This window comes from Virgibacillus sp. Bac330 (assembly GCF_003667845.1).
Classification (GTDB): Bacteria; Bacillota; Bacilli; order Bacillales; family Amphibacillaceae; genus Virgibacillus; species Virgibacillus chiguensis.
Genome location: NZ_CP033048.1, coordinates 4,070,765 through 4,083,227, shown reverse-complemented (window position 1 = coordinate 4,083,227; position 12,463 = coordinate 4,070,765). Strand labels below are relative to the sequence as shown.

Sequence of the window (12,463 nt, the reverse complement as noted above, 5' to 3'; positions counted from 1 at the left end):
TAAAGCTAAAAATAGTTTCACTTTTTTCGAAAAGCGCTTCTTGTTGCTTCGCTTTACGTAAAAGCTAGTGTTTTGGTTATTCGAAAAACTTGGTTATCGCCAAGTTTTTAAATAAAATGCATTCGTTTTTCTTATACGATAAACCTTAAAATTTTATGCTCTCTATTGCTTATTTTTATCAGTTTAACATATTTTGGCGTTAAAAGAATGATTCTCATCATCTATATTATTGCAACATAGCAGGACGTTTTCCCTAAACCTATCTATTTTTTTATTAATTTACTTATTGGCAAGTCTTTACGCATAAGCCGTCGTTTTTCTTATACGGTAAAACTTTACAATCTTAAACTTTCCTACAGTACAAATTAGGTCATATTTGTTTCTTATACTTCTTTTCTTTTTCATAAATACATTTCTTAAAGCTCCATCAATTTGGTTCTAAATAAACAATCCTTTCGTGAAGTTACCTCCTCACGAAAGGATTGTTTGTCAGAAAAACTTGGCTATAACAAGTCTTCTTTTTGGCCATGACCATGGCTGCCGATTTCCGTTACTACTTATCATCTTATAGATAAGACTAAGGAAGTATAATAAATTCTCCCTTATTGTTTAAACCAATTTTTACTTTTTGGCCTTTTTCAATTGTTCCTTTTAAAAGCTCTTCAGACAATAAATCCTCTACATTCTTTTGAATCGAACGACGAAGGGGTCTTGCTCCATATTCAGGATCGAAACCTTCATTGGCAATCTTTTCAATTGCCTTATCTGTTAGTGAGAACTCGATATCTTGATCTTTTAAACGTTTTTGCAGTTGTTGAATCATTAGCGTTACAATCTGCTTCATATGTTTTTTCTCTAAGGAATGGAAAACGATTGTTTCATCGATTCGGTTTAAAAATTCTGGTCGAAATGCTTTTTTTAGCTCTTCCGTTACTTTTGATTTCATATTTTTATAATCATGATCTTCTTCCCCTAAATTAAAGCCAACATATTTATTTCGCTTTAATTCGCTCGCACCAACATTCGATGTCATAATTAATACCGTATTACGAAAATCTACCACGCGACCTTTGGAGTCGGTTAAACGACCATCTTCAAGAACTTGTAATAAGATATTAAACACTTCCGGGTGAGCCTTTTCTACTTCATCCAAAAGCACAACGGAATACGGCTTTCTGCGGACTTTTTCAGTTAGTTGACCGCCTTCTTCATATCCGACATAGCCAGGAGGTGAGCCGACTAAACGAGAAGTAGCATGCTTTTCCATATACTCCGACATATCAATTCGAATCATGGCATCTTCATCCGCAAACATAGCTTCCGCTAAGGCACGAGCTAATTCCGTTTTCCCGACCCCTGTTGGTCCTAAAAATATAAACGAACCAATTGGGCGTTTCGGATCTTTCAACCCTGCTCGAGCTCTACGGATTGCTTTAGAAACGGCATTTACAGCTTCTTCTTGGCCGATTACTCGATTGTGAAGGGTCTCCTCCATGTTAAGCAAACGATCGCTCTCATCCTTCGTTAGCTTTGCTACAGGGACACCTGTCCAGATAGATACAACACTTGCAATGTCTTCTACTGTAACCTCCGTATCGGTTTGTCCTTGCTTTTCTTTCCATTTTGTCTTCGTCTCCGCTACTTCTTCACGTAACCGTTGCTCGGAATCACGAAGCGATGCGGCTTTTTCAAACTCTTGACTTTGTACAGCTGCATCCTTTTCCTTACGAACCTCTTCTAACTTATGTTCTAATTTCTTCAGGTTTGGTGGTACAGTATAGGATTTTAAACGCACCTTCGATCCTGCTTCATCAATTAAATCAATCGCCTTATCTGGTAAAAACCGGTCAGTTATATAGCGATCCGATAGATTAGCAGCTGCTTCAATTGCTTCATCTGTTATCGTAACACGATGATGTGCTTCGTAACGATCACGTAAGCCTTTTAAAATTTGGATCGTTTCTTCCAACGTTGGTTCATCAACTTGAATAGGCTGGAATCTTCGCTCAAGCGCTGCATCTTTTTCAATATATTTACGATACTCATCTAATGTTGTAGCACCAATACACTGTAACTCACCACGGGCAAGTGATGGCTTCAAAATATTTGACGCATCAATTGCACCTTCTGCCCCACCGGCGCCAATTAAAGTGTGCAATTCATCAATAAATAAGATAATGTTACCAGCTTGACGAATTTCTTCCATTACCTTTTTCAGACGATCTTCAAACTCACCACGATATTTTGTTCCTGCCACAACCGTTCCCATATCTAGCGTCATCACGCGTTTATCTCGTAATGTTTCTGGTACTTCATTTTGAATAATTTGTTGTGCAAGCCCTTCTGCAACCGCTGTTTTTCCTACACCCGGCTCACCAATTAAAACAGGGTTGTTCTTCGTACGGCGACTTAACACTTGAATAACCCGTTCGATTTCCTTACTACGTCCAATAACGGGGTCAATATTCCCTTCTTTTGCACTCACCGTTAGATCACGTGCTAAGGAATCGAGTGTTGGGGTATTCGCATTGGATTGTTGCGCACGTCCCTGACGATTTGTTTGCGATTCATTACTACCTAAAAGCTGTAAAACTTGCTGTCGAGCCTTGTTTAGGCTAACCCCTAAATTATTTAAAACCCTAGCAGCAACGCCCTCTCCCTCGCGGATAAGCCCTAATAGTATGTGCTCTGTACCAACATACGAATGTCCAAGCTTACGTGCTTCATCTTGGCAAAGTTCTACCACTTTTTTTGCACGTGGTGTATAGTGAATTGTCTGCATTGGCTGTTTCCCTACGCCAATCAGCTTTTCCACTTCTTCTTGAATTTTTGATATTTCTAACCCAAGTGATTGTAATGCTTTTGCAGCAATACCTTCTCCTTCACGGACAAGCCCTAGTAAAATATGTTCTGTCCCGATATTATTATGCCCTAACCTTACAGCCTCCTCTTGGGAGAGTGCGAGAACTTTTTGTGCTCTTTCGGTAAAACGTCCAGACATCATATATTCTTTTCCTCCTATCTATTCCTCTAATTGCAACCGTTGACGAATAAGAGAAGCTCGCAATTGGTCACGTTCGCTAGCTGCTAATGTTTTTTTGGCATAGTGCTGTAAAAATCCTGGTTGAGTCAAAATCATTAGTTCATTTAAAATATTTCTTGATACATTTTTCAATAAACCTACGTCAATACCTAACCTTACATTGGATAAACACGTTGCAGCCTCTTTTGATTCTAAAATTCTTGCATATGCCAATACACCATAAGAACGAAAAATTCGATCTTCCAACTGGTCTTTCGATTGCTCTATTATCCGCTGTCTCGCATAACGTTCCTGTTCAATTAATTGCTTTACAACACTTTGCAAATCAGCAACGATATCCTCTTCTGATTTTCCAAGCGTAATCTGGTTAGATATTTGAAAAATGTTTCCTTGCGCTTCACTACCTTCGCCATAAATACCTCGTACAACGAGACCTAACTGGTTAATTGCTGGTATCATGCGATTGATTTGTTTTGTTAAAACTAACGCGGGCAAATGCATCATAACAGAAGCACGCATTCCAGTTCCTACATTCGTCGGGCAACTCGTCAAGTAACCTCGTTTTTCATCAAAAGCGTAATTGATTTTTTCTTCTAGCCAATCATCAAATTCGAATGCTTGTTGCAGAGCCTCCGTTATTTGAAAGCCTGGGAAATAAAGTTGCAAGCGAATATGATCTTCTTCATTGATCATAAGAGATACTTGCTCATTTTCTGAAATAAGCACAGCTGCAGCTTCAGATTGCTTTGCTAACAACGGACTAATTAAATGTTTTTCGACTAATACTCGTTTTTCAATAGCGGATAGATCACGAATGGATACAAATGCTAAATCTTTATACACTCCATAAGTTTGCCCTTCATACTTTTCTTGAAAAAAACTCCTTATTTCCTCTAAATCTTTTGGATCAGCAGCTATTGGATAAGGTATATTAGCAAAATTTCGAGCAAGGCGAATGCGGCTACTTAAAACAATATCGCTATCTGGACCGTCTTTCCGCATCCACGGGCTAATCGCTTCATTCATAAACTGCCGCAAAGTCATGATTGATCACCTGCCTCTGCCTGACCGTCTTCTTGATTTAAAGCTTTAATTTGATCTCTAACTTTTGCTGCTTCTTCAAATTCTTCATTCTCAATTAATTTTTTCAAATGCAGTTTTAAATCTTCTAGCTGTTTTTTCTTATGCAAATCTCCACCTTGTCGTTTAGGAATTTTCCCATTATGCTTTACATTCCCCGCATGAACTCTTCGAAATATTGAATCTAAACGATCGTTAAAAGTTTCATAACATATAGCACAACCGAATTTTCCTACTTGCTTAAATTGTGAAAAAGTCATTTCGCATTTTGGGCATTGTAAGTCTTTTGTCTGATGATAACTTTCCGTATGTGGATTTGACAAGTTCGAGGTGTCAAAATTAAATAACCCAGAAAGTAAATGATGTAACGAATATCCATCTTCTGAATAGTTCATATACCCTTTTTCCTTTGCACATACATTACAAACATGAACCTCCATTTTTTGCCCTTGAATCACTTGTGTGAAATGAAGGGTTGCAGGACGTTTGTGACATTCTTGGCATTGCATGTTCACACTCCCCTTTATTTATTTAGATACTTAAGCGTTGTAAGCATGGATGTTAATACGCGTGCACGAATTTCATCTCGTAAAGGCAATTGGAATGGAAGCGTCGTTCTTTCAATAGCGCTTAACATAATCTTAGCCTCGCGTTCCGTAATTAACTCTTCTTCAAGTAATCTTTCTAATATACCGACTGCTTTTTGCTGAGATACAGATGGATTAATCATTTCAATAATTTCATCAATTAACTTGGACTCTTCTTGGTGAATAACCCGCATAATTCGAATAAAACCACCGCCACCACGCTTACTTTCCACAATATAACCTTTTTCAGCAGTAAAGCGCGTATTAATTACATAATTAATTTGTGAGGGGACACATTGAAATTGGTCAGCTATCTCACTTCGTTTAATTTCGATTACATTCTTCCCTTTTGATTGAAGGATTTGCTTCAAATAACTCTCAATTATATCTGATATATTACTCATATGCCCACCCCCTTTTGTATAGAGTAACGATTTTGACTTTGACTATCTTTGACTATACTTTTATTATACGGGAATTTAAAGAAGATGCAAATACAATACTATGTTTATTGTAGACAAAAATAACTCATAAAAAACATAATAAAAGAAACCTTCTATGAATGGAGCTTCACGTCAAAAGTCTTGTTAGTACGAGAAACAGTATTATCCTTAGAAAAACTTGGCTTGTCGCCAAGTCTTATGGCGAATAGCGTATTTTTTCTTATAATATAAACCTTTAAACTTTCCTATAGTAGAACAAAGACGCAAGCGCCCGTTTGGCAACGTAGCGACGGGAATGATTTAACTAAAGTTTTAGGAATCATGCTCCTGCAACAGGAGTATGCCGGCGCCCTCCGGCAAGGCCATCTTTAGTCGTCCTTCCTATTTAGAATAAACCGATAATGACTTAGCGTAGGGCAATGAAGTGAAGTCGCCTAGTTGCTGTTCACTGGATCCTTACGGGGCTATTTCGTTGAATCCGTACGCCAAAGCAACAAATTTTATACTTTCTTAACTTTCAAAAAGATACGAACGTATTTCATTCGTACGCGTATTACCCATTTTCAGATCTTGTTATTGACAATTCCCCTGTTTTTCTCTATCCTAACCTTTTTTAAACAACAATTTGACTTAATCTTCCGCTGATAGTTCAACAAATTGATTATCGTCACTACTTGCTATAGTGTAAAAAAGATGAGTATTCCACTATATGGAGTTCTCATCTAAATACATTTTTATAAGATATGCTTTTTATTTTAATTCAGTAACATTTTTAACCTGGTTAATACGAGAAATATCATCAAATAAAGTTAAACGTTTTGCATCCGCTATTCCTTCCGTATTAATAAAAATATTACGGTAATTATTATCTGATTTTGATATTTCTACTTTTTTAATAGAAACGTAATGGTTGTCAAACACTGCAACCACTTCATTTACAGGCAAGTCTGGGAGCGTAACTATTTGAATAACATGGGAAACTTTTCCTTTTTTAAATAGACGTTCAAAATTATTAAGGAATATAAGGCTCAGTAATATTATTACCGTTGTTACTACTGCTGCCCCATACATACCAACACCTACTACCAGCCCTAAACCTGCAACTGTCCAAATAGATGCAGCTGTCGTTAAACCTCTTATCGTGCCACCATAAACAATGATGGTACCAGCACCTAAAAACCCAATTCCGCTTATCACATACGAAGGTATTCTTGCGGGATCAAAACGGATATTCTCGTAATGCTCTAGAAAAAATTCAAATCCAAATAAAGAAAGTAACATCATTAGACAAGAGCCAACACCTACTAAAATATGGGTGCGAAATCCAGCTGAATGATTTTTCAACTCCCTTTCAAACCCGATTAATCCAGAAAGGCATAATGCAATAAGTAAACGAGTTAAAATAACATAAAAATGATCTCCCAATAGTTCATTGATTAGTTCTTTCATACTAAGTCCCCCCAATTGTTATAAACATGGCATTTTATTTTATCTATATGTGAACAAGTAGAGGTTTATTTTTAGTGAAGTTCAAATTAAATATAATGTAATGTACTTCTGAAAGTAGATTTTTGATTTTTTCATTTCGCAAAGTGCGTGGCCTTTTTAATCTTTACGAGCACTTATCAGTATAAAATAAAAAAACTGACCATCTTTATGATGAATCAGCTTTTTACTAATCGCCTGGCGGCGTCCTACTCTTGCAGGGACAAAGTCCCAACTACCATCGGCGCTGGAGAGCTTAACTACTGTGTTCGGCATGGGAACAGGTGTGACCTCTCCGCCATTACTACCAGGCAAAGTTGCTATCTGTTATGTTGTGCTTCAAAGAGGCACAAATCTTATTATAATCGTTTTTGTGAAAAAATCAAGATCTTTGTTGAAAAAAGTCATTTTTTCCTTGTTACCTTGAAAACTAAATAAGAGATCATTCAACGTACATCTACCAAAAAGGTTAGTTAAGTCCTCGATCTATTAGTATTCGTCAGCTCCACGTGTCACCACGCTTCCACCTCGAACCTATCAACCTCATCATCTCTGAGGGATCTTACTCACTTATAGTGATGGGAAGTCTCATCTTGAGGGGGGCTTCATGCTTAGATGCTTTCAGCACTTATCCCTGCCACACGTAGCTACCCAGCTATGCTCCTGGCGGAACAACTGGTACACCAGCGGTGTGTCCATCCCGGTCCTCTCGTACTAAGGACAGCTCCTCTCAAACCTCCTGCGCCCACGACGGATAGGGACCGAACTGTCTCACGACGTTCTGAACCCAGCTCGCGTACCGCTTTAATGGGCGAACAGCCCAACCCTTGGGACCGACTACAGCCCCAGGATGCGATGAGCCGACATCGAGGTGCCAAACCTCCCCGTCGATGTGAACTCTTGGGGGAGATAAGCCTGTTATCCCCGGGGTAGCTTTTATCCGTTGAGCGATGGCCCTTCCATGCGGAACCACCGGATCACTAAGCCCGACTTTCGTCCCTGCTCGACTTGTAGGTCTCGCAGTCAAGCTCCCTTCTGCCTTTACACTCTGCGAATGATTTCCAACCATTCTGAGGGAACCTTTGGGCGCCTCCGTTACCTTTTGGGAGGCGACCGCCCCAGTCAAACTGCCCGCCTGACACTGTCTCCGGACCGGATTACGGCCCTGGGTTAGAAGGTTCGTACAGCCAGGGTGGTATCCCACGGTTGCCTCCACGTAAGCTAGCGCTCACGCTTCGATGGCTCCCACCTATCCTGTACAAGCTGTACCAACATTCAATATCAGGCTACAGTAAAGCTCCACGGGGTCTTTCCGTCCTGTCGCGGGTAATGCGCATCTTCACGCATAGTATAATTTCACCGGGTCTCTCGTTGAGACAGTGCCCAAGTCGTTGCACCTTTCGTGCGGGTCGGAACTTACCCGACAAGGAATTTCGCTACCTTAGGACCGTTATAGTTACGGCCGCCGTTTACTGGGGCTTCGGTTCTACGCTTCGCACCGAAGTGCTAACGCTTCCCCTTAACCTTCCAGCACCGGGCAGGTGTCAGCCCCTATACTTCGCCTTTCGGCTTCGCAGAGACCTGTGTTTTTGCTAAACAGTCGCTTGGGCCTATTCACTGCGGCTCCTCCTTAAAGGAGCACCCCTTCTCCCGAAGTTACGGGGTCATTTTGCCGAGTTCCTTAACGAGAGTTCTCCCGCTCACCTTAGGATTCTCTCCTCGCCTACCTGTGTCGGTTTGCGGTACGGGCACCTATGAACTCACTAGAGGCTTTTCTTGGCAGTGTGAAATCCGGAACTTCGGTACTCTATTTCCCTCCCCATCACAGCTTGAAATTGTCGAACGGATTTGCCTATCCGACTTTCTCACTGCTTGGGCGCACACGTCCATCGGTGCGCATTCCTTATCCTACTGCGTCCCCCCATCGTTCAAACGTTCATGAGGTGGTACAGGAATATCTACCTGTTGTCCATCGCCTACGCCTTTCGGCCTCGGCTTAGGTCCCGACTAACCCTGAGAGGACGAGCCTTCCTCAGGAAACCTTAGGCATTCGGTGAAAGAGATTCTCACTCTTTTTTCGCTACTCATACCGGCATTCTCACTTCTAAGCGCTCCACCAGTCCTCACGATCTGACTTCACAGCACTTAGAACGCTCTCCTACCATTGTTCGTAAGAACAATCCGCAGCTTCGGTGATACGTTTAGCCCCGGTACATTTTCGGCGCAGAGTCACTCGACCAGTGAGCTATTACGCACTCTTTAAATGGTGGCTGCTTCTAAGCCAACATCCTGGTTGTCTGGGCAACTCCACATCCTTTTCCACTTAACGTATACTTTGGGACCTTAGCTGGCGGTCTGGGCTGTTTCCCTTTCGACTATGAACCTTATCACCCATAGTCTGACTCCCAAGGATAAGTAGCTGGCATTCGGAGTTTGACTGAATTCGGTAACCCGATGAGGGCCCCTAGTTCAATCAGTGCTCTACCTCCAGTACTCTTTCCTTGAGGCTAGCCCTAAAGCTATTTCGGAGAGAACCAGCTATCTCCGTGTTCGATTGGCATTTCACCCCTACCCACACCTCATCCCCGCATTTTTCAACATACGTGGGTTCGGGCCTCCAGTCAGTGTTACCTGACCTTCACCCTGGACATGGGTAGATCACACGGTTTCGGGTCTACGACCGCATACTATATTCGCCCTATTCAGACTCGCTTTCGCTACGGCTCCGTGTTTTCCACTTAACCTTGCATACGATCGTAACTCGCCGGTCCATTCTACAAAAGGTACGCCGTCACCCATTAACGGGCTTCGACTACTTGTAGGCACACGGTTTCAGGTTCTATTTCACTCCCCTTCCGGGGTGCTTTTCACCTTTCCCTCACGGTACTGGTTCACTATCGGTCACTAGGGAGTATTTAGCCTTGGGAGATGGTCCTCCCGGATTCCGACGGAATTCCTCGTGTTCCGCCGTACTCAGGATCCACTCCGGAGGAGATTCTTTTTCGATTACAGGGCTGTTACCTTCTTTGGCCGACCTTTCCAGATCGCTTCATCTAAAGAATCTCTTGATAACTCCAATGGAGTGTCCTACAACCCCAGAAGGCAAGCCTTCTGGTTTGGGCTAATTCCGTTTCGCTCGCCGCTACTTGGGAAATCGCGTTTGCTTTCTCTTCCTCCGGGTACTGAGATGTTTCAGTTCCCCGGGTATGCCTCTTCTACCCTATGAATTCAGATAGAAGTACTGCTCCATTACGAGCAGCGGGTTCCCCCATTCGGAAATTCCTGGATCGATGTCTACTTACGACTCCCCAGGACATATCGGTGTTAGTCCCGTCCTTCTTCGGCTCCTAGTGCCAAGGCATCCACCGTGCGCCCTTATTCACTTAACTAATCTTACAATTTTATCTATGAATAAGCATATTGCTTTTCAGCTTTTGGTTTGATGTCGTTGTTACTCTTATTTAGTTTTCAAGGTACAATCTATAAAAGGATGTCAAATCTTATTATGAAGATACTTGCATCCTATCAAGAGATTTACTCTCTCAAAACTGAACCAAACAACCAAGTATGTTTCCGTATAATCCTTAGAAAGGAGGTGATCCAGCCGCACCTTCCGATACGGCTACCTTGTTACGACTTCACCCCAATCATTGGTCCCACCTTCGGCGGCTGGCTCCAAAAGGTTACCTCACCGACTTCGGGTGTTACCAACTCTCGTGGTGTGACGGGCGGTGTGTACAAGACCCGGGAACGTATTCACCGCGGCATGCTGATCCGCGATTACTAGCGATTCCGGCTTCATGCAGGCGAGTTGCAGCCTGCAATCCGAACTGAGAATGGTTTTATGGGATTTGCTTGGCCTCGCGGCTTCGCTGCCCTTTGTTCCATCCATTGTAGCACGTGTGTAGCCCAGGTCATAAGGGGCATGATGATTTGACGTCATCCCCACCTTCCTCCGGTTTGTCACCGGCAGTCACCTTAGAGTGCCCAACTAAATGCTGGCAACTAAGATCAAGGGTTGCGCTCGTTGCGGGACTTAACCCAACATCTCACGACACGAGCTGACGACAACCATGCACCACCTGTCACTCTGTCCCCGAAGGGAATGCCCTATCTCTAGGGGTGTCAGAGGATGTCAAGACCTGGTAAGGTTCTTCGCGTTGCTTCGAATTAAACCACATGCTCCACCGCTTGTGCGGGTCCCCGTCAATTCTTTTGAGTTTCAGCCTTGCGGCCGTACTCCCCAGGCGGAGTGCTTAATGCGTTAACTTCAGCACTAAGGGGCGGAAACCCCCTAACACCTAGCACTCATCGTTTACGGCGTGGACTACCAGGGTATCTAATCCTGTTCGCTACCCACGCTTTCGCACCTCAGCGTCAGTTACAGACCAGAGAGTCGCCTTCGCCACTGGTGTTCCTCCACATCTCTACGCATTTCACCGCTACACGTGGAATTCCACTCTCCTCTTCTGTACTCAAGTCCTCCAGTTTCCAATGGCCCTCCACGGTTAAGCCGTGGGCTTTCACATCAGACTTAAAGGACCGCCTGCGCGCGCTTTACGCCCAATAATTCCGGACAACGCTTGCCCCCTACGTATTACCGCGGCTGCTGGCACGTAGTTAGCCGGGGCTTTCTGGTTAGGTACCGTCAAGGTGCCAACCTATTCGAATGGCACTTGTTCTTCCCTAACAACAGAGTTTTACGATCCGAAAACCTTCATCACTCACGCGGCGTTGCTCCGTCAGACTTTCGTCCATTGCGGAAGATTCCCTACTGCTGCCTCCCGTAGGAGTCTGGGCCGTGTCTCAGTCCCAGTGTGGCCGATCACCCTCTCAGGTCGGCTACGCATCGTTGCCTTGGTGAGCCTTTACCTCACCAACTAGCTAATGCGCCGCGGGCCCATCTGTAAGTGACAGCATATGCCGCCTTTTAACATTGCGTCATGCGACGCTTTGTTTCATCCGGTATTAGCCCCGGTTTCCCGGAGTTATCCCAGTCTTACAGGTAGGTTGCCCACGTGTTACTCACCCGTCCGCCGCTCGTTCCACAAGCGTCACTCCCGAAGGAGATCTGCTTGCTTCCCGCGCTCGACTTGCATGTATTAGGCACGCCGCCAGCGTTCGTCCTGAGCCAAGATCAAACTCTCCATAAAAGTTTGTGATGATGAACACCGTTCTTCATCATTCTTAGCTGCTGAGATTTCTCTCAGTTTATTTCTTAAGAAAAAACAGGGTTTGTTTTTTCCTTGACATACTGGTTGTTTTGTTCAGTTTTCAAAGAGCAAATATATTATGGTGGAGCCTAGCGGGATCGAACCGCTGACCTCCTGCGTGCAAGGCAGGCGCTCTCCCAGCTGAGCTAAGGCCCCGAGAAAATGGTCGGGAAGACAGGATTTGAACCTGCGACCCCATGGTCCCAAACCATGTGCTCTACCAAGCTGAGCTACTTCCCGTAATATGGCGCGCCCGAGAGGAGTCGAACCCCTAACCTCTTGATCCGTAGTCAAACGCTCTATCCAATTGAGCTACGGGCGCTTATGGTGCCGAGGGCCGGACTCGAACCGGCACGGTAGAAACCTACCGCAGGATTTTAAGTCCTGTGCGTCTGCCAATTCCGCCACCCCGGCTTGGCTTTGGAGCGGAAGACGGGATTCGAACCCGCGACCCCCACCTTGGCAAGGTGGTGTTCTACCACTGAACTACTTCCGCATAAATACCAAACTTTGAACTTTTTGTGGTGCGGGTGGAGGGAGTCGAACCCCCACGTCCGAAGACACTAGATCCTAAGTCTAGCGCGTCTGCCAATTCCGCCACACCCGCAATAT

At 43.7% G+C, this 12,463-nt stretch carries 5 protein-coding genes, 6 tRNA genes and 3 rRNA genes; all 14 read right to left on the bottom strand.

Annotated features, from left to right (window positions below; translation table 11 throughout):
* Positions 1 to 577 precede the first annotated feature (577 nt).
* Positions 578 to 3,004: an ATP-dependent protease ATP-binding subunit ClpC gene (gene clpC, locus D9780_RS19005; RefSeq protein WP_073012503.1), complete on the bottom strand. Its 2,427-nt coding sequence runs from the start codon at positions 3,002 to 3,004 to the stop codon at positions 578 to 580.
* A gap of 18 nt (positions 3,005 to 3,022) precedes the next feature.
* The gene (locus D9780_RS19000; protein ID WP_121641183.1) at positions 3,023 to 4,087 is read right to left on the bottom strand and encodes a protein-arginine kinase McsB; all 1,065 of its coding nucleotides are present in this window, start codon (positions 4,085 to 4,087) and stop codon (positions 3,023 to 3,025) included.
* On the bottom strand, positions 4,084 to 4,632 hold the full coding sequence (locus tag D9780_RS18995) for a protein-arginine kinase activator protein McsA (RefSeq protein WP_116279118.1): 549 nt from the start codon (positions 4,630 to 4,632) through the stop codon (positions 4,084 to 4,086). The genes D9780_RS19000 and D9780_RS18995 overlap by 4 nt, the downstream gene beginning before the upstream one ends.
* Before the next feature lie 14 nt (positions 4,633 to 4,646).
* The gene (locus D9780_RS18990) at positions 4,647 to 5,114 is read right to left on the bottom strand and encodes a CtsR family transcriptional regulator (protein ID WP_073012498.1); all 468 of its coding nucleotides are present in this window, start codon (positions 5,112 to 5,114) and stop codon (positions 4,647 to 4,649) included.
* A 789-nt stretch (positions 5,115 to 5,903) separates the two neighbouring features.
* Positions 5,904 to 6,602: an MgtC/SapB family protein gene (locus tag D9780_RS18985; RefSeq protein WP_121641182.1), complete on the bottom strand. Its 699-nt coding sequence runs from the start codon at positions 6,600 to 6,602 to the stop codon at positions 5,904 to 5,906.
* A 232-nt stretch (positions 6,603 to 6,834) separates the two neighbouring features.
* Positions 6,835 to 6,950, bottom strand: a 5S ribosomal RNA gene (rrf, locus tag D9780_RS18980).
* A 157-nt stretch (positions 6,951 to 7,107) separates the two neighbouring features.
* Positions 7,108 to 10,027 (bottom strand): 23S ribosomal RNA (locus D9780_RS18975).
* A gap of 199 nt (positions 10,028 to 10,226) precedes the next feature.
* Positions 10,227 to 11,791: ribosomal RNA gene (locus D9780_RS18970) — 16S ribosomal RNA — on the bottom strand.
* The 16S, 23S and 5S rRNA genes sit together here with 6 tRNA genes alongside, the layout of an rRNA operon.
* A gap of 140 nt (positions 11,792 to 11,931) precedes the next feature.
* Positions 11,932 to 12,007 (bottom strand) — tRNA-Ala (locus D9780_RS18965).
* 7 nt (positions 12,008 to 12,014) lie between these two features.
* A tRNA-Pro gene (locus D9780_RS18960) sits at positions 12,015 to 12,091 on the bottom strand.
* 5 nt (positions 12,092 to 12,096) lie between these two features.
* Positions 12,097 to 12,173: transfer RNA gene (locus D9780_RS18955), tRNA-Arg, on the bottom strand.
* 3 nt (positions 12,174 to 12,176) lie between these two features.
* Positions 12,177 to 12,265: transfer RNA gene (locus tag D9780_RS18950), tRNA-Leu, on the bottom strand.
* A 7-nt stretch (positions 12,266 to 12,272) separates the two neighbouring features.
* Positions 12,273 to 12,347, bottom strand: a tRNA-Gly gene (locus tag D9780_RS18945).
* Between the two features lie 26 nt (positions 12,348 to 12,373).
* Positions 12,374 to 12,458: transfer RNA gene (locus D9780_RS18940), tRNA-Leu, on the bottom strand.
* Positions 12,459 to 12,463 lie beyond the last annotated feature (5 nt).